This window comes from Streptomyces glaucescens, assembly GCF_002154375.1.
Taxonomy (GTDB): Bacteria; Actinomycetota; Actinomycetes; order Streptomycetales; family Streptomycetaceae; genus Streptomyces; species Streptomyces glaucescens.
Genome location: NZ_MUND01000200.1, coordinates 1 through 23,988, shown reverse-complemented (window position 1 = coordinate 23,988; position 23,988 = coordinate 1). Strand labels below are relative to the sequence as shown.

The following is a 23,988-nucleotide window of genomic DNA, read 5'->3' as shown; positions in this document are numbered from 1 at the left end:
ACCGCTCGTGACGCAGGCGTCGGCGGAAGGGAGACAGGGCGTGACGGATCAGCGGCGTCCCCGGCGGCGGGGGCAGGGCGAGCTGGAGGCACAGGTCCTGTCCGCCCTGCGTGAGGCGGACGGCCCCGCGACGGCCGGCTGGGTGCAGGAGCGGCTCGGAGGAGGGCTCGCCTACACGACCGTCGTCACGATCCTGACCCGGCTCATGGTCAAGGGCGCGGTCACCCGGGAGCGGGCCGGCCGGTCCTTCGCCTGGACGCCCGCCGCGGACGAGGCCGGGCTCGCCGCCCGCAGGATGCGCAAGGTGCTGGACGCCGAGAGCGACCGCGAAGCGGTACTGGCCAGCTTCGTCACCGGGCTGGACGCGGACGACGAGCGGCTGCTGCGCGACCTGCTGGACCGCGCGAAGGGCGATGTCCCGGCGGAGGCGGACGGGGACGACGCGGGAGAAGCGGGCGAAGGGGAAGACTGAGGCCGCATGGGGGTGTTCGTCCTTCTGCCGCTGGTCCTGCCCTTGACCGCCCGGCCGATCGCCCGGCTCGCCGAGCAGCACCTGCATCCGCGCGTCGCCACCCGGCTGCTGACGGGGGTGGCCGGTGTGATGGCGCTGTGCAGCACGGTCTGTCTGGGCCTGCTGATGGTGGTCGGCACCGCGCAGCTGCCGGGCAACCCGTTGCCGGACGGATGGTCGGACCCCGAGGTGCGGGCGGCCGTCCCGCAGGACGAGGTGGCCGGGAAGCTGGCCGTCCCCGCGCTGCTGGCCGTCGCGGTGGCCTGCGGCGGGCTGCTGTGGCGGCACCGGACCGTACGGCGCCGCGCCCACCGGGCGCTCGCCGGCCTCCCCGGCACCGGGGTCGCCGTCCTGCCCGACGACACGCCGTACGCCTACGCCCTGCCCGGCGGCGCCCGCGACCGGACGGGCCGCGTCGTCGTCACCACGGGTCTGCTCTCGGGTCTCCGGCCGGCCGAGCGCCGCGCGCTGTTCGCGCACGAGCGGGCCCATCTGTCGGCCCGGCACCACCGGTTCCTGCTGGTCGTTCGGCTGGCCGCGCGGGCCAACCCGTTCCTGCCGCCGCTGCGTACGGCGGTGTCGTACACGGCGGAGCGGTGGGCGGACGAGGAGGCGGCCCGGGCCGTCGACCGCCGCGTCGTGGCCCGAGCGATCGGCAAGGCGGCGCTGGTCTCCTGGGGGACGCTCCTGCCGACACTCGCGGGCTTCGCCGCGCCCGGGCCGGTGCCGCGCCGGGTCGCGGCCCTGCTCGGCCCGGCGCCCGCCGTGGGGGAGTGGCCGCCGGCGTTCACCGCGGTGGGGCCGGCGGCGTGGACGGCGGCCGTGGGCACGGCCGTGTCCGCGATGTCCTCCGCCAACTCGGCGGTGACGCCGGCCCTCGTCCTGCACGCGGCGACCCCGCTCTGAGGGCGGGCGCCCGCCCGGGCCGGACCCGTCGGAGACCGAACTCGTGCGGCGGCAGGCCGAGCGCGAAGCAGGCCTCGCGGACGACGGCCTGCTCGTCCGCTCGAAGTGGCCGTCGGCGCCGCCGATGACGATCCCGATCTGGACCACCGCGCGCGCCTCGGCGGGCTTCTTCCCGGCCTTGGCGATTTCCTGGAGCATGCTCACCTCGCCGAAGCCGAAGTCGGCGGTGAGCTTGTCCACGTTCTCCTCGAAGCGGCGCCGCAGGTCGTCGGCGGGGAAGTTCCGCAGCACGTCGTCGGTGCCGACGAGCTGGGCCACGCGCTGCCGTTCGGACGGCCGGCCGTGCCGTCGGCGGCGGCGACCAGCGCGCACATCGCCATACCGGCGTCGCGGAACGCGCCGCTGGTCAGCTCGTCCTTTTTCGCCGTCAGCTGGGCCTGCACCTGCGACGCGGATTCCTCGAGGCGGTCCCACAGGGCCATGGCATCTCCTTCGGAGCGATCCGGGCTTCGACGGTGATGTCTACAGTCATGTAGAAACCATCAGTCCTTTACAGTGGATGTAGAAGCAGGCGATCCTGTTTCCCCCACGTCCCGAAGAGAAGGAGCGAAGGTTCCCGATGGGTGAGCCTCCCAGTACCAGCCGTGCCGTCCCGTGCGGTCCTCATCCGGGTGAGGGAGCGGGGGTGGCACGGTGACCGAGGTCCTGCTGCTCCTGCTGGCCCTGCTCCTCACCCTGGCCTGCGCGGTGTTCGTCGCGGCCGAGTTCTCGCTGACCACCGTCGAACGCGCCGACCTCGAACGAGCCGCCGAGGCCGGTGAACGCGGCGCCGACGGCGCCCTGCGGGCCGTACGCCGGCTGACCCTCCAGCTCTCCGGTGCCCAGCTCGGCATCACCGTCACCTCGCTGGTGATCGGCATGCTCGCCGAGCCGTCCCTCGCGGCGCTGCTGCGCGGCCCGCTGCGGGCGCTCGGCCTGGGCGGCGCCGCCTCGCCGGTGGCGACCGTGCTGGGCGTGCTGGTGTCCACCGTCGTGCTGATGGTGGTCGGCGAGCTGGTGCCGAAGAACTGGGCGATCTCCCGGCCGCTGGCCGTCGCCAAGGTGGTGGCGGGCCCCCAGCGCGGCTTCACCGCCGCGTTCGGCCCGTTCATCCGCCACCTCAACAACACGGCGAACCGTTTCGTCCGCCGCTTCGGCCTCGAACCCGCCGAGGAGCTGGCCTCCGCCCGCACCCCCGAGGAACTGGTCGCGCTCGCCCGCCACTCGGCCGCCGAGGGTGCCCTGGAGGCGGACTCGGCCGAACTGTTCGTGCGCACCCTGCACCTGAGCGAGCTGACGGCGCAGAACGTCATGACCCCGCGCGTCGACGTCAAGGCACTCGAAGCGCACGCGACGGCCGCCGACGCCGCCAACCTCACGCACGCCACCGGCCTGTCCCGCTTCCCGGTCTACCGCCACAGCCTCGACGAGGTGGTGGGCAGCGTCCACATCCGCGACGTCCTCGCCCTCCCCCCGGAGCAGCGGGCGCTCACCCCGGTCACGGCGCTGACCACCGAGCCACTGCTGGTGCCGGACAGCCTGCCCGCCGACCGCCTGCTGGAGCGGCTGCGCGCGAGCCGCACCATGGCCGTGGTCATCGACGAGTACGGCGGCACGGCCGGTGTGGCGACGGTGGAGGACATCGTCGAGGAGGTCGTCGGCGAGGTCCGCGACGAGCACGACCCCGTCGAGACCCCCGACCTGCTGCCCGCGCCGCGCACCGGTGACGGCCGCGAGGTGTGGGAGGCCGACGGCGGCGTACGCCTCGACCAGCTCGCCGAGACGGGACTCGCCGCCCCCGAGGGGCCGTACGAGACCGTGGCCGGCCTGCTCGCCACCCATCTCGCGCGCATCCCCGTCAAGGGAGACGTCCTCGACCTCGACGGCTGGCAGCTGGAGGTCCTGGAGGTCGACCACCACCGCGCCGACCGTATACGGATCACCGCCCCCGCCCCCGCCTCCGCCCGTACCGCCCGCCTCGCGGAGGACGCCCGATGACCGCCGTGCAGCTCGCCGTCGGCGCCCTGACGCTGCTCACCAACGCCTTCTTCGTCGGCGCCGAGTTCGCGCTGATCTCGGTCCGCCGCAGCCAGATCGAGCCGCGCGCCCAGAGCGGCAACAAGCGGGCCCGGATGACCCTGTGGGGCCTCGAGCACCTGTCCGCGATGATGGCCACCGCCCAGCTCGGCATCACCGCCTCCTCGCTGGTGCTCGGCGCGGTCGCCGAACCCGCCATCGCCCACCTGCTCGAACCCGCGTTCGCGGCGGTCCACCTCCCGCACGGCCTGGTCCACCCGGTCGCGTTCGTCATCGCGCTGGCCCTCGCCACGTATCTGCACATGCTGATCGGCGAGATGGTCCCCAAGAACATCGCGCTCGCCGCGCCCGTGGCCACCGCGCTGCTGCTCGGCCCGCCCCTGGTGGGCCTCACCCGCGCGCTCCGGCCGGTCGTCTTCGGCATCAACGCCTTCGCCAACGCCCTGCTGCGGCTGCTGCGCGTCGAGCCGAAGGACGAGGTCGCCTCCGCCTTCACCGACGACCAGCTCGCCCGCATGGTCGTCGACGCCAGCGAGGCAGGGCTGCTGACGCCCGCCGACGGCGAGCGGCTGCGTGACGCGCTGGAACTGGGCACCCGGCCGGTCGGTGAGATCCTCGTCCCGGCACGGGAGATGCGGACCGTGGACGCGTCGATCACCCCGGCGCGGCTGGAGCGGACGGCCGCCGAGGCGGGGTTCTCCCGCTTCCCGGTCACCGGCCCCGACGGCACCCTCCTGGGCTATCTGCACATCAAGGACACCCTCGGCGTCACCGACCGCGACCGGCCGTTCCCGCGCACCGCCCTGCACCGGGTCACCCGCGTCCGGATCGACACGCCGCTCGACGACACCCTCACCGCCCTGCGCGCCGACGGCAGCCACCTCGCTGCCGTCGTCGGCGCGAGCGGCAGGGTGATCGGGTTCGTGACGATGGAGGACGTCCTGGACGAGCTGGTCGGACCGGCGGCTCCGGCCCCCGCCTGACAGCCGGAGTCCCTATGCCCCGCCGCACCGCAACCGGCGGGCCGATCACGACCGGGAACCAGGTTCCGGCCAAAATCGTTGTCCGGATACATACCAAGATGAGGAGTCGCTGCTTGTCCGCCAGATCGACGGACCCCTCGGGGCACAGTCCCCGACCGTCCCGCCGGGAATCCCCTGAGCACGGCACACGGCGGGACGGTGTTCGATGAGTGCCGTGGAAGCGTGGCTGGGCGTGCTGGCCGTGTTCGTGCTGACCGCCGGCACCGGCTACTTCGTCGCCCAGGAGTTCGCGTACGTCTCCGCCGACCGGCTGGCACTCGCCCGGGCGGCCCAGACGGGGGACCGCAAGGCCGCCCGCGCGCTGAAGGTGCTGGAACGGCTGTCGTTCATGCTCTCCGGCGCGCAGCTCGGCATCACGGTGACCGGCCTGGTCGTCGGCTTCATCGCCGAACCGTCCGTGTCGGCGCTGCTCAGGCCCCCGCTGTCCGGCTCCGGCATCCCCGACGGCGCCGTCACCGGCATCTCCGTCGTCCTGGCCTTCGTGCTGGCGACGGCCGTGCAGATGGTGCTGGGCGAACTGGCCCCGAAGAACCTCGCCATCGCCGTCCCGGAGCGGCTGGCGAGGTCGCTGGCCGCCTCCACCCTGGCGTACCTGAAGATCGTCGGCCCGCTCGTACGGATCTTCGACGGGGCGGCGAACAGGCTGCTGCGCAGGGCCGGCATCGAGCCGGTCGAGGAACTGCACCACGGTGCCACCCTGGAGGAGCTGGGCCAGCTGATCGGCGAGTCCCACGAGCAGGGGCACCTGCCGCGCGAGACCGCCGACCTGCTCGACCACGCCCTGGAGTTCTCCGAGCGGACCCTGGACGAGGTGATGGTGCCGCGCGTCGACGCCGTCTTCGTCCGCAAGGACGCCACCGCCGCCGAGGCGGTCGGCCTCATCGGCCGGCACGGCCACTCCAACTACCCCGTCCTCGGTGACCACCCCGACGACGTCGCCGGTGTCCTCGGCGTCCGCGAGCTGATGGCGCTGCCCGCCGGCCGGCTCGCCGGGACGACGGCGGGCACGGTCGCCCGGCGCCCCCTGCTGCTGCCGGACACGCTGCCGCTGCCGGACGCCGTGGAACGGATGCGGGAACGCGACGACGAGTTCGCCGTGGTCCTCGACGAGCACGGCGGTGTCGCGGGCATCGTCACCTACGAGGACATCGCCGAGGAGCTCGTGGGCGACATCGCCGACGAGTCCGACACCGTCACCGAGGTCGCCGTCGCCCACGGCCCCGGCTGGCTCGTGGACGCCGGCCGCCGGCTCGACGAGGTGGCCGGCGCGACCGGCGTCGAGCTGCCCGAGGAGGAGGACTACGACACCGTGGCCGGCCTGATCGTCGACCGGCTCGGCCGCTTCCCGGCCATCGGCGACCGGATCACCGTGGAGCTGCCCGACGGCGGCGGCGCGGTCATCGAGGTGCGCACCCTGGACCGGCACGTTCCGGAACGGGTCACGATCGAGCGGCTCGCCGGGAAGCCGGAGGACACCGCATGAGCTTCCCGACCGCGCTCTTCGTGACCGTGCTGCTGCTGATCGGCAGCGGGTTCTTCGTCGCGGCCGAGTTCGCCCTGGTCGCCGCCAAACGGCACCGCATGGAGAAGGCGGCGGCCGAGGGGCGGCGCGGCGCGGGGGCCGCCCTGGCCGGCATGCGCGAGCTGTCCCTGATGCTGGCCGGCGCCCAGCTGGGCATCACCGTCTGCACCCTGGGCCTCGGCTCGGTGTCCAAGCCCGCGATCTCCCACGAACTCGACCCGCTGCTGCACAAGCTGGGTCTGCCCAGCGCCGTGAGCTACGGCGTGGCGTTCGCCGTCGCCATGATCGTCGTGGTGTTCCTGCACATGGTGGTCGGTGAGATGGCCCCCAAGTCCTGGGCCATCGCCCACCCGGAGCGCTCGGCGATGCTGCTGTCCCCGCCCTTCCGGGCCGTGGTCACGGCCGTACGGCCGCTGATCCGGGTGCTGAACCGGATCAGCAACGCGCTGGTGCGGCTGTGCCGGGTCACCCCGCGCGACGAGCTGGCCGCGGTGCACAACCGTGAGCAGCTCACGCACCTGGTGGCGGAGTCCGAGCGGCTGGGGCTGATCAGCGCGTCGGACTCGGAGCTGCTGACGCGTTCACTGACCGAGCCGGAGACCCCGGTGCGGGACCTGCTGGTGCCGGCCGCGGAGATCGCCTGGGTCGACGGCGGCGCCGACGCCGACGCGATCCTGCGGTGTGCCGCCGCGGGCGACCGCACCCGGCTGCTGGTCCGCGAACACGGCACCGTCCTCGGCTCGGTGCACGCCCGCGACGCCCTGGTCGCCCGCGCCCGGGGACGGGCCACCAGCGCCCGAGCCCTGGCCCGCCCGGTCCCCGAGCTGACCGGGAACGCCACGGTCGCCGACGCCATCGACCTGCTGCGCCGGCGGCGTGCCTCGCTCGCCGTGGTCCGCGACGACGCCGGCCGGCTCACCGGCATGGTGAGCCTGGACGGCCTGCTGGCCCGCTATCTGCAGCCGCAGAGGACGTGACGGCCCCCTCGGGGGAGTGTCCCGGCCGACTGCTCGCGGCCGGCCGGGACACCGGGCTCAGCGCAGGTCGAACCGGTCGAGGTTCATCACCTTGTCCCACGCGGCCACGAAGTCGCGCACGAACTTCTCGCCCGCGTCCTGGGCGGCGTAGACCTCCGAGACGGCGCGCAGCTGCGAGTGTGCGCCGAACATGAGGTCGACGACGGTGGCGGTCCACTTCACCTCGCCGGTGGCACGGTCCCGCCCCTCGTAGACGTTCTCGTCCGACGCCGACGCCTTCCACTCGGTTCCCATGTCGAGCAGGTTGACGAAGAAGTCGTTGGTGAGCGTCCGCGGCCGGTGCGTGAACGCGCCGTGCGCGGACCCCTGATAGCCGGTGTCCAGGGCCCGCATGCCGCCGATCAGCACCGTCATCTCGGGCGCGGTCAGGGTCAGCATGTTCGCGCGGTCCAGCATCAGGGTCTCCGGCGACAGCTTCTCGCCCGGCCGGAGGTAGTTGCGGAACGCGTCCGCCTGGGGTTCCAGCACGGCGAAGGTGTCCACATCGGTCTGCTCCTGCGAGGCGTCCGTACGCCCCGGTGCGAACGGGACCGTGACGGCGTGCCCGGCGTCGCGCGCGGCCCGTTCCACGGCCGCGCACCCGCCGAGGACGATCAGGTCGGCGAGGGACACCCGCGTCCCGTCGGACCGTGAGCTGTTGAAATCGTGCTGGATCCCCTCCAGCGCCCGCAGCGTCTCGGTCACCTCGGGTACGGCGTTGATCTCCCAGTCCCTCTGCGGCGCGAGCCGGATCCGCGCCCCGTTGGCCCCGCCGCGCTTGTCGGTGCCCCGGAAGCTCGCCGCGGACGCCCAGGCGGTGGCGACCAGCTGGGAGACCGACAGCCCCGAGGCGAGGACCGTGCTCTTGAGGGCGGCGATGTCCTCCTCGCCGACCAGCTCGTGATCGACCGCGGGGACGGGGTCCTGCCACAGCTGCGGCTCGGGAACCCACGGGCCGAGGTAACGCGAGAGGGGGCCCATGTCGCGGTGCAACAGCTTGTACCAGGCCTTGGCGAAGGCCAGCGCCAGCTCGTCCGGGTTCTCGTGGAACCGCTTCGAGATCGGCCCGTACACCGGGTCCACCCGCAGCGCGATGTCCGTCGTCAGCATCATGGGGGCGTGCCGCTTCGCCGGGTCGTGGGCGTCGGGCACGGTGTCCCGGGCAGCGGGATCGGTGGGCGTCCACTGGTGGGCGCCGGCGGGGCTCCTCGTCAGCTCCCACTCGTACCCGAACAGGTTGTCCAGGTAGCCGTTGTCCCACCGCGTCGGCGCCGTCGTCCACGCGCCCTCCAGCCCGCTGGTGAGCGCGTCGGGGCCCTTGCCGCTGCCGTAGGTGTTCCGCCAGCCGAGACCCTGCTGCTCGATGGGGGCGGCCTCGGGTTCCGGGCCGATGTAACTGGGGTCGACCGCGCCATGGCACTTGCCGAAGGTGTGGCCGCCGACGATGAGCGCCACCGTCTCCTCGTCGTTCATCGCCATACGGCCGAATGTCTCGCGAATGTCCCGCGCGGCGGCCATCGGATCCGGATTGCCGCTGGGGCCCTCCGGATTGACGTAGATCAGTCCCATCTGCACGGCGGCGAAAGGACCGGTGAGTTCCCGGTCGCCGCTGTAACGCTCATCTCCGAGCCAGGTGTCCTCGGGTCCCCAGAAGATCTCCTCGGGTTCCCAGATGTCCTCCCGCCCGAAACCGAACCCGAACGTCTTGAATCCCATGGATTCCATGGCGCAGTTTCCGGCGAAAACCAGAAGATCCGCCCACGAGATTTTCCGGCCGTACTTCTGCTTGACCGGCCAGAGCAGCCGGCGCGCCTTGTCGAGGCTCGCGTTGTCCGGCCAGCTGTTGAGGGGAGCGAAGCGCTGGGCGCCGCTGCCGCCGCCGCCCCTGCCGTCCGCGATCCGGTAGGTGCCCGCGGCATGCCAGCTCATCCGGATGAAGAGCGGACCGTAGTGACCGTAGTCGGCGGGCCACCAGTCCTGGGATGTCGTCATCACCTCGAAGACGTCACGCTTCAGCGCCTCGACGTCGAGGGTCGCGAACTCCTTCGGATAGTCGTAGTCCTCTTCCATCGGATTGGCGCGGGGCGAGTGCTGGTGGAGAACCTGGAGGTCCAGCTGGTTCGGCCACCAGTCCCGGTTCGTCCGCGGCCGCCGGGTCGGCGTGGGCGTCGGGGAGGGGATTGCTGGGTTCTCGCTTTCGCTGCCGGACATGCCCGTCCTTCTTCCTGTCTGCTGCGTGGAATGGTGTGATGTAGGAGTTCACAGGGCCGCGGTTCGTATGGTCGCGCACCGCAGACCGCGCCGCTATGAAACACGCAGGGCATTGCCGCATAACAAACGTACGAGAAGAGGCGGACATTTTCCGCCCCTGGGGGCCCGGCGGGCGGGTCACTTCACGGAACCGCCGGTGATGCCGGCGGCGATGTACTTCTGGGCGAGGACGAGCAGGACCGCCGCGGGCACCGCGGACAGCACGGACGCGGCCATCACCGAGCCCCAGTCGCCGACGTGCGCGCCGATGTACTGGTAGATGCCGAGCGTGATCGGCTTGACCTCGTCGGTGGTGTTCAGGGTGAGCGCGAACATGAAGTCGCTCCACGAGAACAGGAAGGCGAACAGACCCGAGGTGATCAGCGCATTGCGGCTCATCGGCAGCACCACCCGCAGGAACGTCCGCACCGGCCCCGCCCCGTCCAGCTGCGCCGCCTCGATCACCTCGCCCGGGATCGACACCATGAAGGAGCGCATCAGCACGATCGAGAACGGGATCCCGAGCGAGGCGTCCGCCAGCATCAGGCCGAAGTGGGTGTTGACCAGGCCGAGATCGACGTAGGAGTCGTAGAGCGCGTTGGCGATGACGATGCCCGGCACCATCTGGGTGATCAGCGTGCCGAACACGATCGTCCGCGAGCCGCGCAGCCCGAACCGGGCCAGCCCGTAGGCCGCGGGGGCGGCGATCGCGAGGCAGACGGCGACCGCGCCGAGCGAGACGGCCAGCGAGGTCAGCAGGTGACCGCCCTGGTCGGAGAGGGCCTTGGAGAAGCCGGACAGGTCCAGGCCGCTCGGCACCGGGTCGACCTGGAGCAGGCCCGAGGCGGGCTGGAGGGCGGTGTTGAGCATCCAGTACAGCGGGAAGAGCATCACGCACAGGATGAGCACACCGGCGACGGTGTGTCCCCAGCGGCGCCTGGCCGGCGTGGGCGTGCGAGAGACCACGGACGTCACTTCCCCTCGGTGCGGCTTGCCCGCAGATAGAGCACCGCGAACACGGCGGAGACCAGGATGAGTACGTTGCCGACGACCGCGCCCGCGCCGAAGTCCAGCCGGACGAAGGAGTTCTGGTAGGTCAGCGTGCCCAGGGTCTGGGTGGCGTCGGCCGGGCCGCCGTCGGTGAGCGCGAGGATCAGGTCGAGGATCTTCACCGTCGACATGAAACCGAGGACGAGGACGACCGTGATGACCGGCCTCAGCATCGGCAGGGTGAGCGAGCGGAACGTCCGCCACGCGGATGCTCCGTCCAGGGCGGCCGCCTCGTACAGCTCCCTCGGGATCTCCTGCAGACCGCCGTACAGGATGACCATGTTGAACGGGACGCCGATCCAGATGTTGACCAGGATCACCGACAGCAGCGCCATGCCGGGGCTGGTCAGCCAGGGGGTGTCGCCGCCGAGGCCGAGCGTGCCGAGGAACGCGTTCAGGACGCCCGTGTCCTGGTCGAGGATGCGCCGCCAGACGACACCGGACACCACCATGGGCACCAGCCAGGGCAGCAGGACCAGCGACCGCAGGACGCCGTTCAGCGGGAAGCGGCGGCTGAAGAACACCGCGAGGGCCAGGCCGAGGCAGAACTGGCCGAGCAGCGAGCCGGCGGTGAACACGAGGGTGTGCCACAGGGCCTTGCCGAAGAGGGCGTCCTGGAAGACGTTCGACCAGTTGCCGAGCCCGTTGAACGGGGCCTCGCCGGTGAAGAACGTCTTCGGCGTGTAGTGCTGGAAGCTCATCACGACGTTGCGGACGAGCGGGTAGCCGAAGAACAGCACCATGAAGACGACCGCGGGGACGACGAACCCCCACTGGGCCAGCGTGCGGCGGCGGCGCAGCCGGGCAGGGTCGGGCGCGGCGGCGCGCCCGGAGGGCTTCGCCGGTGCCTGAGCGGTGACGGTGGACGTGGTCATGGCGCGTACCTCAGTTTCCGCTCGTGGCCCGCTGCTGGGCGCGCTTCAGGGCGGCCCCGCTGGACTCGCCGGTGAGGGCGGCCTGGAAGGCACTCTGCAGGGCGAGCGACACGTTCGGCCAGCCGGCGCCGAGCTTGGCGGTACGGGACCGGGCGGTGGCCACCTGGTCGGCGAGCGCCCGCAGTCCGGGCACCCGCTCGCGCCACACGGCGGCGGCCTCGGCGTCGGCGGGGACCATCCAGCTCTTCAGCGCGTAGGACAGCTGCTCCTTCTCACCGGCCAGGCACGCGACGATCCGGCCCGCCGTGCGCTGCCGCTCCGGGTCGCCGGTGTCGGGCACGGTGAGCACGGTGCCGCCGAGCGGGGCGACGGAGTCCGCGCCCGCCCTCGGTGCCGGGATCCGCGCGATGCCCCAGCGCAGCGACTTCTTGGTGTTGAGGGTCTCCACCTGCCACGGACCGTTGATCATCATGGCCGCGTTGCCCGCCATGAACTGGTCGTTGACGTCCGCCTGCGTCCAGTTGACCGTCGACCTCGACAGCGAGCCGTCCGCCAGCAGGGCCTTCCAGTAGTCGAGCGCCTCGACGACCCGCGGACCGTCGAGCCGGGTCTCGTCACCGCCGTTGGACCACATGAACGGCGTGAACTGGAAGACGCCGTCCTCCGCGCCGCCCGCGCTGAGCGCCAGTCCGTACCGCTTGCCCCGGGTGAGCTTCCGCGCCGCCTCCCGCAGCTCGTCCCAGGTGGTGGGGACCGCCACGCCGGCCTCGTCGAGGACGTCCCGGTCGTAGAACAGCGCGAGCGTGTTCACGGAGCGGGCAGCGCCGTAGTACGTCCCCTCGTAGGAACCGAAGTCGACGATGCCCCGGGGGATGTCCCGGGTGCTCAGGCCGAGGGTCTCCAGGTCGGTCAGGCCGCCCGCCTCGGCGAACGTCGGCATCTCGGAGGCATCGAACTGCACGATGTCGGGCAGCGACTTCGAGGACGCCATGCGCAGCGCCTTCGTCATCACCTGCGCGGCCGGGACGCTGAGCTGCTCGACGGTGACGCCGAGCCGCTCGCCGCAGCGGTCCATCGCCTGGGCGTCCCAGCGGTGGTAGGTCTCGTCGGTCGAGGAGTTCAGCACGGTGTAGACGTCGCCGTCGCGCTGCCGGCCGCATCCGGTCAGCCCCGCGACCAGGACGCAGACGGCGGCGAGCGGTGCCGTGGCTCGGCAGTGGTTGAAGCGCTTCGACATACTGCGGCCCTTGCTGTCGGGATGCCCGGCCTCCTCGCCGGGGATTTTGTTTGGCCAGATGACTAATACGTCACTCCCCGGGTGTCCCGCTAGACCCGTACACGACTTCTTCTGCGCGGCCCAGGGCGGGCCGATCCGTCGCGGATCTGAAAAGTGCCTGTTCAAGGGGCATGAATTCGCGTGAACAGGGGATGGCCCGGGTGCGCTCTGTGTACGATCCAACTCCCCGGGCGACAGTCTCCGCAGTCCCCGCCGAACAGTCCCGCTCCCCCGAGGAAGACCATGAAGTTCACCAACGGGTTCTGGCGCATCCGTGACGGCGTCCAGGTCGCATACGCCACCGAGGTCCGTGATGTGCACGTTGAATCGAAGCGCTTCACCGCTCATGCCTCCGCGCAGAAAGTGAGACACCGAGGCGACACGCTCAACGCACCGCTCCTCACCGTCGACTGCTTCTCGCCCGCCGAGGGCGTCATCGGTGTGCGCGTCACCCACCACGCCGGCAAGCTGCACCCCGGACCGGACTTCGCCCTCGCGGCCGAGCCCGGTGGCGCGGGTGAGGTCCGCCGCGACGGCACCGTCACCGAGCTGACCAGCGGCCCGCTGACCCTGCGCCTGGACCGGGCCGCCCCATGGGTCCTGACCTTCCACGACCCGGACGGACGGGAGGTGACCCGGGCCGGCCGCAAGGGCACCGCCTTCGCCACCACCGACGACGGCACCCACCACGTCCTCGCTCAGCTCGCCCTCGGCGTCGGCGAGCAGATCTACGGACTCGGCGAGCGCTTCACCCCGTTCGTCAAGAACGGCCAGGTCGTCGACGTCTGGCAGGCCGACGGCGGCACCAGCAGCGAACAGGCCTACAAGAACATCCCCTTCTACCTGTCCTCGCGCGGCTACGGCGTCTTCGTCAACCACCCCGGCGCGGTCTCCTTCGAGGTCGGCTCCGAATCCGTCGGGCAGGTGCAGTTCAGCGTCGCGGACCAGACACTGGAGTACTACGTCGTCGCGGGCCCCACCCCGAAGGACGTCCTCACCCGCTACACCGCCCTCACCGGCCGTCCGGCCCTGCCGCCCGCCTGGTCGTTCGGCCTGTGGCTCAGCACCTCCTTCACCACGGACTACGACGAGCCGACCGTGATGTCGTTCGTCGACGGCATGGCCGAGCGCGGCATCCCGCTGTCCGTCTTCCACTTCGACTGCTTCTGGATGCGCGAGTACCAGTGGTGCGACTTCCGGTGGGACCCCGAGGTCTTCCCCGACCCGGAGGGCATGCTCGCCCGGCTCAAGGCCAGGGGACTGAAGGTCAGCGCCTGGATCAACCCGTACATCGCGCAGAAGTCCCCGCTGTTCGACGAGGCCGCCGCGCTCGGGCACCTGGTGCGCCGGCCGAACGGCGACGTATGGCAGTGGGACCTGTGGCAGGCCGGCATGGGGCTGGTCGACTTCACCAGTCCCGACGCCCGCGCCTGGTTCCGGTCGAAGCTCAAGCCGCTCCTCGACCAGGGCGTGGACTGCTTCAAGACGGACTTCGGCGAGCGGATCCCGACCGACGTCGTCTGGCACGACGGCTCGGACCCGGAGCGGATGCACAACTACTACACCCAGCTCTACAACCAGACCGTGTTCGAACTCCTCACCGAGGAGCGCGGCCCGGGCGAAGCCGTGCTCTTCGCCCGCTCCGCGACCGCCGGCGGACAGCAGTACCCCGTGCACTGGGGCGGCGACTGCTGGTCCTCCTTCGAGGCCATGGCCGAGTCCCTGCGGGGCGGCCTCTCCCTGTCGCTGAGCGGATTCGGCTTCTGGAGCCACGACATCGGCGGCTTCGAGGGCACGCCCGTCCCGTCGGTCTTCAAGCGCTGGCTGGCCTTCGGCCTGCTGTCCTCCCACAGCCGTCTGCACGGTTCGTCGTCCTACCGGGTGCCGTGGGAGTTCGGCGAGGAGGCCGTCGACGTCGCCCGCCGGTTCACCCTGCTCAAGCACCGTCTGATGCCCTACCTGTACGGCGCCGCCGTGGCAGCCCACCGCACCGGCGTCCCGGTGATGCGGCCCATGGTCCTGGAGTTCCCGCACGACCCGGCGTGCCGCCCGCTCGACCGCCAGTACATGCTCGGCCCCGACCTCCTCGTCGCGCCGGTGTTCACCGAGGACGGCGAGGTCGAGGTCTACCTCCCCGAGGGCACCTGGACCCATCTGCTCACCGGCGAACGGGTCACCGGACCGGCGTGGCGCACCGAACGGCACGGCTACGACAGCCTGCCGCTGTACGTCCGTGAGGGCGCCGTCCTGCCGCTGGCCGGCGACGACCGGCGGCCCGACGGCGACTGGCTGGACAACCCGACCCTGCTCGTCCACCCGCCGGCCTCGGCGGATTACACCCGCGAGGCCGGGGTGCCGGACCTGACGGGCGCGGAGGCCGCCGTGTTCCGCGTGCGGCGCGAGGGCGACGTCCTGCGCGTCACCGCGGCCGGCACCGACCGGCCCTTCACCGTGCGGGTCGCCGGCGGCGCGAGCGCGGAGGGCACGGGGGAGGTGACCGTCCCGCTGGGGCGGACACTTGTCTAGAGTCGGTGACCGGTCGGCGACCAGCCGGGCTCGCCCCGTCGGTGCTGACCCGTCGGCGGCTGACCGGCCGGCGCTGACCGTGCTGACCGGTCGGCGGTGACCGGCCGAAAGGAACGGACGGCAGATGGCCTCGGGGAAGACGACCGGGACGCGGCGCGCCAGGACCGCGGCGAACCGGGCGCGCATGCTCGGCGCGGCGCGGGACCTGTTCACCGCGCACGGCTATACGGCGACCACCATGAAGGCCATCGCCGACCGCGCCGGGATGGCGGTGCAGACGCTGTACTTCACGTTCGCCACCAAGCGCGCGATCCTCTCCGAGCTCATCGACACCGAGATCGCCGGCGACACCGAGCCCGTCGCGACGCTCGACCGTCCCTGGGTCGCGGAGGCGCTGGCCGCGCCTCCCGGCGAGCAGGTGCGGCTCCAGGCGGCCGCCGCCGCGCGGATCCTGACGCGGGTCGCCCCGCTGCTGGAGGTGGTCCGGTCGGCGGCGGCGACCGATCCGGAGATCGCCGAGCTGTGGCGCACCAACATCGCACAGCGCCGCACCGTGCAGCTCCGCCTCGCCGGAGCACTGGCGGCGAAGTCGGCGCTGCGGCCCGGGCTGGACCCGGAGCGCGCCGCCGACATCGCGCTCGCCGTCCTCGCCCCGGAGACCTACGTGCTCCTGGTCCACGAGCGGGGCTGGGCGGCCGAGGAGTGGCGGGAGTGGGCCGCCGACGCCCTCGCGCACCAGCTCCTCGCGGCCTGACGGATTGCGCGCTCCTCGCAGCGGGGGTGTGCTCCATGTGGAGCGTCCGGCGCGCGCCCCCGGCGTGACGGTGCCAGCGTGGAGGGCAGGGAGCACCCGTGCCGGGGTGGTCCAGGACCGAGGAGCGGCACCCATGGCCCGGGCGATGTGGACCGGCGTGATCACGTTCGGACTGGTCACCGTACCGGTCGGCCTGTACACGGCGACCGAGGACCACACCGTCCACTTCCACCAGCTCCAGCGCGACACCGCCGACCGCATCCGCAACCGCCGGGTCAACGAGCGCACCGGCAAGGAGGTCTCCGCCGCCGACATCGTCAAGGGCTTCGAGGTGGGGGAGGGCGAGTACGTCGTCGTCGAGCCCGACGAACTGGACGAGATCGCGCCGGGCCGCTCCCGGGCCATCGAGATCTCCGACTTCGTCGACCTGAAGGAGATCGAACCGGTCTACTTCGCCCGCACCTACTACGTCGCCCCGCGCGGCGAGCAGTACCAGAAGGTGTACGAACTGCTGCGCGCGGCACTGGCCGAGTCCGGCAAGGCGGGGATCGCCACGCTCGTGATGCGGGGCAGGCAGTACCTGACCGCCCTGCGGGCGGAGGAACGGCTGCTCGTCCTGCAGACCCTGCACTGGGCCGACGAGGTCCGCGACCCGGGCAGGGAGCTGCCCGAGCTGCCCGCGGCCCGTGCCGGGCGGGGCAAGGAGCTGGACATGGCCGTGCAACTGGTCGATGCGCTCAGCGGGCCCTGGGAGCCGTCCCGCTATCACGACACCTACCAGGAGAAGGTGAGGGAGCTGGTGCGGGCGAAGGCCGAGGGCCAGGAGATCACGCCCGCCGAGGAGGCGCCCGCGGCGACCGACGTCATCGACCTGATGGAGGTCCTCCAGGGCAGCATCGACCGCGCTCGCGGCACCGCGAAGGCGGGCCCGAAGCGCGCGGAACGTCGGGAACCCACAGGGCGTCAGGAACGTGCGGAGCGTCAGGAACGTGCGGAGCGCAAGGAGGGCTCGGCGAGGAGGAGACCCGCGCGGAAGGCCGCCGGCAAGGCGGGGGAGAAGGCCACGGAGAAGGCCGCCTCCCAGTCCGAACTGCGCAAGCTGAGCAAGGCGGAGCTGTACCAGCGGGCGACCGATCTGAACGTCGCCGGCCGGTCGAAGATGAGCCGGGAGCAACTGATCGACGCCCTCGCCCGCACCGGACGCGCGGAACGCCCCCGGAAGAAGACGGTGGCGGCCTGACACCGCCCCGGCCGCCGACCCGAACGGGCCATGCGTCTTCGTCAGGAGCATGACGGGGCAGGAGAGGGAAAGGCGTTGGGGCATGGATGAACAGCGGGCGCACGCCCGGCGCGCGACCGAGCCTCGGCGGTCCCTGGCGGTATGCGCCGTGATCGGCGCGGCGGTCATGGCGGCGATCGACGAGATCGTGTTCCACCAGATCCTCCACTGGCACCACTTCTACGACCGGTCCTCCGACGGGGTGGCCCTGCTGTCGGACGGCCTGCTGCACACCGCGGAGCTGCTGGCGCTGGTCGCCGGTTTCGTTCTCTTCGCCGACCTGCGCCGACGGCACGCCCTGTCCCCGGCCCACGCGTGGGCCGGGCTCTTCCTCGGCCTGGGCGCCTTCCAGCTCTTCGACGGGATCGTCGACCACAAGCTGCTGCGCCTGCACCAGATCCGCTACGGCGTCGACGTGACCCCGTACGACTGGGCCTGGAACCTGGCCGGCCTCGCCCTGCTCCTCGTCGGCGCGGGACTGTCCGTCCGGGCCATCCGGCGGGGCCCGCGGACACCGTGACGGCCGGCCACCCCCCGCCCCTCGCACCGGTGGTCGCCCTCGCGGGCGTCCTGGCCGACGTCGCGTACACGCTGGCCGCAGGGCGGCTGCGACGCCGCGGCGACGGCTGGCCACGGTGGCGGGACGGGGCCTTCGGCACCGGTGTGGCGCTGCTGCTCTGGGGGTGGTGCGGGCCGCTGCCCGGCGGTCCCTTCACCGAGCACTCGGCCCGCCATCTGCTCGTCGGCATGGCGGCACCGGTCCTGCTCGTCCTGGCCCGCCCCCTCGCCCTGACGCTGCGCAACCTCCCGCCCGGCGGTCCGCGGCGCGCTCTGCTGAGCGTGGCGCACTCCAGGACCGCCGGATGGCTGCTGCTGCCTCCGCTCGCGGCGGCCCTGCACATCGGGGGCGCGTGGGCCCTGTACGGGACCGGGCTGATGTCCGTCACCCACCACCACCCGCCGCTGGACCTCCTCGTCCATCTGCACATGGTGGCCGCGGGCCTGCTGTTCGGCTTCGCCGTCTGCCAGCTCGATCCGGTGCGCCGACGGCGCAGCCTGCCGCTGCGCGCCGGGACGCTGCTGCTCGCCGGGGCCGCGCACGCCGTCCTGGCCAAGGGCCTGTATGCCGCGGGACCACCTGGCACCGCGTTCACCGCCGGCGACCTGCACACCGGTGCGCAGCTCATGTACTACGGCGGTGACGCCGTGGAACTCCTGCTCGCCGCGGCGCTGGCCGCCCAGTGGTACGCCGCCACGGGACGCCGGTACGCCCGCGGCCCGGCGCGCGGCGGCCACGGGGCCGGTCTGCGGGTTCAGCGGCCCCGGGCCTGATCACGGGGCAGCGGCCCCGCGCCGGCGTGCCGGCCCGGACGGCGGCCCGCGTGCCGCTGCCCCGGCCCGGGACCGTCGCGGGCGGCCAGCGCGTCCGCGACGGCGCCGGTGGTGAACGCGTACACCGCCTTGTGCAGCAGGTCGACCGCCAGCTCGGCGCGTGGCCAGGTCGGGGGCGGGGCGCCGACACCGGTGGCGTTCTCCAGGATCTGGTCATTGGTCAGTCGCACGACCGCGAACTGCGCCGACGCCAACGCGCCGCGCAGACCGGCCTGCGCCATGACCGACCGCAGGACACCGAGCAGGGCGCCCTGGCCGGCATGCATGACCCAGTTCACCGGCACCGGCTGACGCCCCCGCCGCTCGGGCAGCCCGGCCAGGCGCTCCAGCGTCCGCGCCGGGACATGCGAATCGGGGCGCCCGGTGAGCCGCTGCTCCGCCTTCTCACCGAGCGTCATCACCGCCACACCGGCCGTACCGGCGACCAGTCCCTGCCACACCGCTCGTTTCATCATGCCGCGCCGAGTACCCGGTCCGGCCCCGCCCGGACCGGGCCGGCATCGCTCGGCGGAGCCGCAGGCGGCGACGGACGATCGCTTCCTGCGGGTGAAGGGCGCACGACCATCCGGACGCCGCCCGCGTGGCGTGGGGCGGGGCCGCGGGGCGGCTGGTGTGCCCTGGGGTGTCAGGACGGCTCACCCGTGAAGGAGACACACGGCATGCTCGGACAGTCCCAGGCGTACAGCGGCTTCTCGGTCGACGACCTCGGCGCGGCCCGCCGGTTCTACGGTGAGACGCTCGGCCTCGAGGTCGAGGAGGCCGGGCAGGGGCCCATGCAGATGCTGATCATCAAGCTGGGCAGCGGCGCGCGGGTCTTCGTCTACCCCAAGGAGGCGCACACCCCCGCGACGTTCACCATTCTCAACTTCCCCGTGGACGACATCGACGCCGCCGTCGCCGAGCTGGAACGGCGCGGCGTGACGTTGGAGCGCTATCCCGGATTCGACCACGACGAGAAGGGCGTCGTCCGGGGCGACGAGGGCCCCGCGGCGATCGCCTGGTTCACCGACCCCGCCGGGAACGTGCTCTCCGTGCTTCAGGAGAGCTGACCGGCTGCCGCCCGCGCTCCCAACTCGCCGCCGTGGAAGACTGGTTGGGTGCTGAACTGGATAACCCCTCGTCGCCTCGGCGCCGCCGCCGTCCTGTACGCCGTCTTCGTGAGCGGCTGGTATCTCGGCCAGCCGCTCCCCGCCGTCGGCTGCCACACAGCCGAATCGGAGACGGCGGCCGAGGACCTGGCGACGGTCGGTGAGCCCGGTGACGTCACGAGTGATCTGACGCGGACGGCGCGGGTGGTCGTCACCGACCGCCTGTTCACCACCGACGTGATCGTGGAGTGCGACGGGGCGTCCCATCCGCGCCTGCTGGCCTGGGTGGCCGGCGACTGGCGGTGATGCCCCGAGACGGAACTCACGACACGGCAGGCGCCTCCTCCAGTTCGGTGCAGAACGTGAGCGGGCCCCTGAACGTGGCCCTGGCGTGCGCCGCCGCCTCCCAGGCGGTCCACCGGCAGAGCACCGTGTTCCAGGACCACGTCTTCGACGACTGAGACGAGCCGCGCGCTACGATCACCGCCCAACTCGACGACAGGGAGAACGCGCCCGTGGAGAAGCCCTTACGCATAGCGCCGCCCCAGCGCCGCGCCGCCCGACGCTGACCGACCGGCCGCCGACGAGGAGAACCGGCTTGCACCCCATCGACGCATCTCACCTGCACACGACGGCCCAGGCGTACGACGCCGTCGCGCCCCAGTACGTCGCCCTCGTGCGGGACGGCCTCGCCGGTCTTCCGCTCGATCGCGCCATCATCGAGGCGTTCGCCGGGCTCGTCCGCCAGACCGGGTCCGGCCCGGTGGGGGACCTGGGCTGCGGACCCGGGTACGTGGCGGCCCACCTGCGCGACCTGGGCCTCGAGGTCTTCGGTGTCGACCTGTCGGAAGCACTGATCGAGCACGCGCGCGTGAGCTACCCGGATCTGCCGTTCTCCGTCGGGTCCATGGCCGCGCTGGACGTCGCCGACGGCACCCTCGGAGGCGTCGTCTCCTGGTACTCGGTCATCCACGCCGCCCCGGCCGACGTGCCCGTCTATCTGGCGGAGTTCCACCGGGTGCTGGCCCCCGGCGGCCACCTTCTCCTCGGGTTCTTCGAGTCCGGGGGAGAGCCCCTGTCGCCCTTCGACCACAAGGTCACCACCGCGTACCGGTGGCCCATCGAGCGGCTCGCGGGCCTGACGAAGGACGCCGGGTTCCAGGAGGTGGGCCGTATGCTGCGGCAACCCCTCGAGAACGAGCGCTTCCAGCACGGGCGCCTGCTCCTGCGCAAGGAGTGACGGCGCGTCGCGGGGCTCAGCAGCCGGCGATCACGTAATGGTCCGGCGCGGTCTGCTTCAGCGTCCGGACGGTGAACGTGTTCCACAGGCCCATGTACTGGTCGGAGCCCTTGGCATAGGTGCGGCCGGCGCTCGCGTAGGCCCGTCCGGCGACGGTGTGGTCGTAGGTGCTCGCCGTGTGACAGGTGGGGGTGAACCCCGTGGTGGTCGCCGTCACCGCGGGGGAGGCCACGCCCGCACGGCCGGCGGAGTCGACGGCGGTCACGGTGTAACGGTAGGCCGTGCCGGTGGCCAGGCCCGAGTCGGTGTAGGCGGTGGACGCGGTGTCCGCCACCCTCGTACCACCGCGGAAGACCTGGTACGACTCCGCCCCGGCGACCGCGTTCCAGCGCAGGGTCACGCTCGTGTCGGTGGTCCCGGTGACGTCCAGCCCCGTGGGCGCGGGCAGCCCTCCCGGATCCTGGCCGCCGTCCAGGCCCCAGAACCGGGCGGTGTGATGGCTGGAGCAGATGGTGTCGAGGTAGTACGTGCCGGTGCTGCCGCACTGCCCGGCACCGCTGCCGGGGTCCACCGGGAGCCCGTGTGCCATGCCGGAGACCGAGTAGACCTCCACCGCGGGCCGGCCGGACGCGTCGTCGTAGACGCTGAGTGTGGTGCCCCCGGTGAGGCCCACGATGCGGGAGGGGGTCTGGCCGATGCCCCACACGTTCGTCCACTGGTCGCGCAGCTCGGTCGCGTTGGCGGGCCGGACCGTGGTGTCGGCGGTGCCCTGCCAGACCGCCACCCGCGGCCACGAGGTGGTGCCGGCGGGAGCGGCGGTGCGCACCAGGTCGCCCCACTGCGCCGGGGTCCGGTCCGGTGGGCTGTACATGCAGGTGTACGCCGCGGTGACACTGCCGGCGCAGTGGGCGGGCAGGCCGGCGGCGATGGATCCGCCCGCGAAGACGTCGGGGTACGCGGCGAGCAGGTTCGCCGTCATGCCGCCGCCCGCGGACAGGCCCGTGATGTACACGCGCCGGGTGTCGCTGCCGTACTGCGTGACCGCCTTGTCGACCATCTGCCTGATCGACAGTGCCTCGCCGCTGCCGCGCCTGCTGTCACCCGGCTCGAACCAGTTGAAGCAGGAGTTGGCGTTGTTCGCGCTGCTCGTCTGGGGGAAGACCACCGCGAAGCCGAGGCGGTCGGCGAGCTGCGGCCAGCCCGAGTGGGTGTAGTAGTCGCTCGCGCTCTGCGTGCAGCCGTGCAGGGCGACCACCAGCGGCGCGCCGGAGGGCAGGGCGTCGGGGACGTAGCTGTACATGGCGAGGTTGCCGGGGTTGGTGCCGAAACCGGTGACCTGGGTCAGACCCGCGGCGGAGGCGGGCGGGCCGGCGGCCACCAGACCGGCGGTGAGGGCGAGGGCGCCCGCTGTGGCGGCGATCCAGCGGCGGATACCTCCGCCGAAGCGGCGGCCCCTCTCGGGGTGGTGGGGATCACTCATGACGACTGCCTCCTCGAGTGGGCGAGTTGGGGGCATCATCGGGGCGGCCGTGCCTCCCAGGCATGGGTCCTGCCACCAGGCTGAGGAGCAGTCCTATGTGATGGCCCTCCATGGTCACGTCTGCCCGGAGCGGCTTAACCTCCCGCGCATCCACGCATTCGATCCCGGAGGCAGCCGATGCGTCTCGCCCGCGGTTCCACACCACGTCTCTGGTCACGGGGCGCACCGGCCGCCCTCGCCCTGACCGCGCTCGCCCTCACCTCCTCGCCGGCGACGGCGACAACCGGAGCCGCAGCCACGGCTGCAGCCACGGCCACGACGGCGTCCGCGGCCGCCGTCGCCACGGGCCACTGCGCACGCCTCGCCCGAGTGCGCGTGCCCGGTGCCGAACGTCAGCGGGCGGCCTGCCTGACGGAGCTGACCACGGCCGGGACGGTCGCCTCCGGCCACACGGACCCCGCCGACTGGGCCGGGCTCACCCCGAAGGACCTGACGGTGCCGCGCGGGGTCCCGGGCATCCAGATCGACGGCTACTTCCCCGACACTTCCACCACCAACACCAACCACGGCTGGAACCACGACGCCCAGTTCGTCCTCCGTCTGCCCGACCGCTGGAACGGCGGCCTGGTGGTGGCCGGCACCCCCGGCAACCGCGAGCAGTACGCCAACGACCGGGCCATCGCCGACTGGGTCCTCGCCCGTGGCTACGCCTACGCCGCCACCGACAAGGGCAACACCGGGCTCGCCTTCCACCGCGACGGCAGCGCACCGGGCGACGCCATCGCCGAGTGGAACCACCGGCTCACCCAGCTCACCAGGGCCGCTCGCGCGGCGGTCGCCCAGCGCTATCTGCGCCCGCCGTCCCGCACCCTGGCGACGGGAATGTCCAACGGCGGCTACCTGGTGCGCTGGCAGCTCGAGAACCACCCCGAGCTGTACGACGGCGGGGTGGACTGGGAGGGCACCCTGTGGCGCGCCGACGGTCCCACGCTGCTCCACTTCCTGCCCCAGGCGCTGCGCGCCTACCCCCGGTACGCCGCGGGCGGCGAGGACGCCGAGCGGGCGCGGGCCGCGCTGCACGCCGCCGGGTTCCCGGCCGGCTCGGAGTTCCTCTGGCCGTACCACCACCAGGTCTACTGGGACCTGACCCAGCGCGTCTACCGCGAGGAACTCGACCCCGGCTACGACGGGGCGGCGGAGGCCGGAACGCCGTACTGCGCACCGGGCACCCCGGGCTGCGACGCCGACTACGACTACGCGGCGCGCCCCGACGAGGTCCGGCGGGCCGTGGCGGAGATCGCGCTCACCGGGCGGATCGGCAAGCCGCTGATCACCCTGCACGGCACCCTCGACGTCCTGCTCCCGATCGGCCGGGACTCGGACGTCTACGCCCGTATGGTCGACGACGCCGGGCGCGGCCGTCTGCACCGCTACTACCGGATCGAGGACGGCACCCACACCGACGCGCTCGTCGACGCGTTCCCGGACCGGCTGCGCCCCCTCACCCCCTGTCACCGCTCGGCGTTCACCGCGCTCGAGAGCTGGCTCACCCAGGGGCACCGGCCGCCCGCCTCCCGTACCGTCACCCGGCCCGCCGGGGCGGACGCCGTGGACCTGCTGACGTCCTGCGCCCTGTCCGGGCGGCGATGAGTCAGCGGATCGCGACGACCACGTGGCTGTCGCCGTACTGCCAGACCGCGCCCG

General features: G+C 72.5%; 21 protein-coding genes and 1 pseudogene. 15 read left to right on the top strand and 7 right to left on the bottom strand.

Annotated elements, in window-relative coordinates:
- Nucleotides 1–40 precede the first annotated feature (40 nt).
- A complete protein-coding gene (locus CCN42_RS15040) occupies nt 41–472 on the top strand; it encodes a BlaI/MecI/CopY family transcriptional regulator (RefSeq protein WP_086169124.1) in 432 nt (143 codons plus the stop codon).
- A 6-nt stretch (nt 473–478) separates the two neighbouring features.
- Nucleotides 479–1,417, top strand: coding sequence for a M56 family metallopeptidase (locus tag CCN42_RS15035; protein WP_086736116.1), 939 nt, complete (start codon nt 479–481; stop codon nt 1,415–1,417).
- A 31-nt stretch (nt 1,418–1,448) separates the two neighbouring features.
- Here the strand turns inward: CCN42_RS15035 and CCN42_RS15030 are convergent.
- Nucleotides 1,449–1,899, bottom strand: a pseudogene (locus CCN42_RS15030) (tellurite resistance TerB family protein); the annotation flags it as partial.
- Nucleotides 1,900–2,110: 211 nt separating this feature from the next.
- Between CCN42_RS15030 and CCN42_RS15025 the strand changes: the two are divergent.
- From CCN42_RS15025 to CCN42_RS15010, 4 genes are all read left to right on the top strand, one after another.
- Complete coding sequence (locus CCN42_RS15025; protein ID WP_086736115.1) at nt 2,111–3,454, top strand: hemolysin family protein; 1,344 nt, start codon at nt 2,111–2,113, stop codon at nt 3,452–3,454.
- Nucleotides 3,451–4,476 (top strand): hemolysin family protein, encoded by a 1,026-nt coding sequence (locus CCN42_RS15020; RefSeq protein WP_086736113.1) that lies wholly within the window; start codon nt 3,451–3,453, stop codon nt 4,474–4,476. Before CCN42_RS15025 ends, CCN42_RS15020 begins: the two co-directional genes overlap by 4 nt.
- Nucleotides 4,477–4,681: 205 nt before the next feature.
- Entirely contained in the window at nt 4,682–6,019 is a 1,338-nt protein-coding gene (locus CCN42_RS15015) for a hemolysin family protein (RefSeq protein ID WP_086736111.1), read from the top strand.
- Nucleotides 6,016–7,035 carry a hemolysin family protein gene (locus CCN42_RS15010; protein WP_086736109.1) on the top strand — a complete coding sequence of 340 codons (1,020 nt, stop codon included), beginning with the start codon at nt 6,016–6,018 and terminating at the stop codon, nt 7,033–7,035. Before CCN42_RS15015 ends, CCN42_RS15010 begins: the two co-directional genes overlap by 4 nt.
- 57 nt (nt 7,036–7,092) lie before the next feature.
- Here the strand turns inward: CCN42_RS15010 and katG are convergent, their stop codons facing one another.
- From katG to CCN42_RS14990, 4 genes are all read right to left on the bottom strand, one after another.
- Nucleotides 7,093–9,285, bottom strand: coding sequence for a catalase/peroxidase HPI (katG, locus tag CCN42_RS15005; protein ID WP_086736107.1), 2,193 nt, complete (start codon nt 9,283–9,285; stop codon nt 7,093–7,095).
- A 177-nt stretch (nt 9,286–9,462) separates the two neighbouring features.
- On the bottom strand, nt 9,463–10,290 hold the full coding sequence (locus tag CCN42_RS15000) for a carbohydrate ABC transporter permease (protein WP_086736129.1): 828 nt from the start codon (nt 10,288–10,290) through the stop codon (nt 9,463–9,465).
- A 5-nt stretch (nt 10,291–10,295) separates the two neighbouring features.
- Complete coding sequence (locus CCN42_RS14995) at nt 10,296–11,249, bottom strand: carbohydrate ABC transporter permease (protein ID WP_086736106.1); 954 nt, start codon at nt 11,247–11,249, stop codon at nt 10,296–10,298.
- A gap of 10 nt (nt 11,250–11,259) precedes the next feature.
- Nucleotides 11,260–12,486: an ABC transporter substrate-binding protein gene (locus tag CCN42_RS14990; RefSeq protein ID WP_086736104.1), complete on the bottom strand. Its 1,227-nt coding sequence runs from the start codon at nt 12,484–12,486 to the stop codon at nt 11,260–11,262.
- A 282-nt stretch (nt 12,487–12,768) separates the two neighbouring features.
- Between CCN42_RS14990 and yicI the strand changes: the two genes are divergently transcribed.
- The 5 genes from yicI (at nt 12,769) to CCN42_RS14965 (ending at nt 18,416) form a co-directional block, all read left to right on the top strand.
- Complete coding sequence (gene yicI / locus CCN42_RS14985) at nt 12,769–15,051, top strand: alpha-xylosidase (protein ID WP_086736102.1); 2,283 nt, start codon at nt 12,769–12,771, stop codon at nt 15,049–15,051.
- A gap of 124 nt (nt 15,052–15,175) precedes the next feature.
- A complete protein-coding gene (locus CCN42_RS14980; protein ID WP_245877288.1) occupies nt 15,176–15,805 on the top strand; it encodes a TetR/AcrR family transcriptional regulator in 630 nt (209 codons plus the stop codon).
- 133 nt (nt 15,806–15,938) lie between these two features.
- Nucleotides 15,939–17,045, top strand: a complete 1,107-nt coding sequence (gene ku / locus CCN42_RS14975) for a non-homologous end joining protein Ku (protein ID WP_086736101.1) — start codon at nt 15,939–15,941, stop codon at nt 17,043–17,045.
- Between the two features lie 82 nt (nt 17,046–17,127).
- Nucleotides 17,128–17,604 carry a DUF2243 domain-containing protein gene (locus CCN42_RS14970; RefSeq protein WP_086736099.1) on the top strand — a complete coding sequence of 159 codons (477 nt, stop codon included), beginning with the start codon at nt 17,128–17,130 and terminating at the stop codon, nt 17,602–17,604.
- 29 nt (nt 17,605–17,633) lie between these two features.
- A complete protein-coding gene (locus CCN42_RS14965; RefSeq protein WP_245877287.1) occupies nt 17,634–18,416 on the top strand; it encodes a cytochrome c oxidase assembly protein in 783 nt (260 codons plus the stop codon).
- Here CCN42_RS14965 and CCN42_RS14960 read toward each other — a convergent pair.
- On the bottom strand, nt 18,398–18,931 hold the full coding sequence (locus CCN42_RS14960; RefSeq protein ID WP_086736095.1) for a hypothetical protein: 534 nt from the start codon (nt 18,929–18,931) through the stop codon (nt 18,398–18,400). The two genes, CCN42_RS14965 and CCN42_RS14960, sit on opposite strands and share 19 nt — an antisense overlap.
- Nucleotides 18,932–19,135: 204 nt before the next feature.
- On the opposite strand from CCN42_RS14960, the gene CCN42_RS14955 reads away from it, so the two are divergent.
- From CCN42_RS14955 to CCN42_RS14940, 3 genes are all read left to right on the top strand, one after another.
- On the top strand, nt 19,136–19,525 hold the full coding sequence (locus CCN42_RS14955; protein ID WP_086736094.1) for a VOC family protein: 390 nt from the start codon (nt 19,136–19,138) through the stop codon (nt 19,523–19,525).
- Nucleotides 19,526–19,573: 48 nt separating this feature from the next.
- Nucleotides 19,574–19,870 (top strand): hypothetical protein, encoded by a 297-nt coding sequence (locus CCN42_RS14950; RefSeq protein WP_086736092.1) that lies wholly within the window; start codon nt 19,574–19,576, stop codon nt 19,868–19,870.
- A gap of 292 nt (nt 19,871–20,162) precedes the next feature.
- The gene (locus tag CCN42_RS14940) at nt 20,163–20,804 is read left to right on the top strand and encodes a class I SAM-dependent methyltransferase (protein WP_086736091.1); all 642 of its coding nucleotides are present in this window, start codon (nt 20,163–20,165) and stop codon (nt 20,802–20,804) included.
- A gap of 16 nt (nt 20,805–20,820) precedes the next feature.
- On the opposite strand, the gene CCN42_RS14935 is transcribed toward CCN42_RS14940, so the two are convergent.
- Nucleotides 20,821–22,284, bottom strand: coding sequence for an extracellular catalytic domain type 1 short-chain-length polyhydroxyalkanoate depolymerase (locus CCN42_RS14935; RefSeq protein ID WP_086736089.1), 1,464 nt, complete (start codon nt 22,282–22,284; stop codon nt 20,821–20,823).
- A 177-nt stretch (nt 22,285–22,461) separates the two neighbouring features.
- On the opposite strand from CCN42_RS14935, the gene CCN42_RS14930 reads away from it, so the two are divergent.
- Nucleotides 22,462–23,934: a 3-hydroxybutyrate oligomer hydrolase family protein gene (locus tag CCN42_RS14930; RefSeq protein WP_086736088.1), complete on the top strand. Its 1,473-nt coding sequence runs from the start codon at nt 22,462–22,464 to the stop codon at nt 23,932–23,934.
- Nucleotides 23,935–23,988: the final 54 nt, after the last annotated feature.

Coding starts and splice junctions, on each gene's coding strand:
- CCN42_RS15035 (WP_086736116.1), top strand. CDS start 479: ATGGGGGTGTTCGTCCTTCTGCCGCTGGTCCTGCCCTTGACCGCCCGG.
- CCN42_RS15020 (WP_086736113.1), top strand. CDS start 3,451: ATGACCGCCGTGCAGCTCGCCGTCGGCGCCCTGACGCTGCTCACCAAC.
- CCN42_RS15015 (WP_086736111.1), top strand. CDS start 4,682: ATGAGTGCCGTGGAAGCGTGGCTGGGCGTGCTGGCCGTGTTCGTGCTG.
- CCN42_RS15010 (WP_086736109.1), top strand. CDS start 6,016: ATGAGCTTCCCGACCGCGCTCTTCGTGACCGTGCTGCTGCTGATCGGC.
- katG (WP_086736107.1), bottom strand. CDS start 9,285: ATGTCCGGCAGCGAAAGCGAGAACCCAGCAATCCCCTCCCCGACGCCC.
- CCN42_RS14995 (WP_086736106.1), bottom strand. CDS start 11,249: ATGACCACGTCCACCGTCACCGCTCAGGCACCGGCGAAGCCCTCCGGG.
- CCN42_RS14990 (WP_086736104.1), bottom strand. CDS start 12,486: ATGTCGAAGCGCTTCAACCACTGCCGAGCCACGGCACCGCTCGCCGCC.
- yicI (WP_086736102.1), top strand. CDS start 12,769: ATGAAGTTCACCAACGGGTTCTGGCGCATCCGTGACGGCGTCCAGGTC.
- CCN42_RS14980 (WP_245877288.1), top strand. CDS start 15,176: ATGGCCTCGGGGAAGACGACCGGGACGCGGCGCGCCAGGACCGCGGCG.
- ku (WP_086736101.1), top strand. CDS start 15,939: ATGGCCCGGGCGATGTGGACCGGCGTGATCACGTTCGGACTGGTCACC.
- CCN42_RS14970 (WP_086736099.1), top strand. CDS start 17,128: ATGGATGAACAGCGGGCGCACGCCCGGCGCGCGACCGAGCCTCGGCGG.
- CCN42_RS14960 (WP_086736095.1), bottom strand. CDS start 18,931: ATGATGAAACGAGCGGTGTGGCAGGGACTGGTCGCCGGTACGGCCGGT.
- CCN42_RS14955 (WP_086736094.1), top strand. CDS start 19,136: ATGCTCGGACAGTCCCAGGCGTACAGCGGCTTCTCGGTCGACGACCTC.
- CCN42_RS14935 (WP_086736089.1), bottom strand. CDS start 22,284: ATGAGTGATCCCCACCACCCCGAGAGGGGCCGCCGCTTCGGCGGAGGT.
- CCN42_RS14930 (WP_086736088.1), top strand. CDS start 22,462: ATGCGTCTCGCCCGCGGTTCCACACCACGTCTCTGGTCACGGGGCGCA.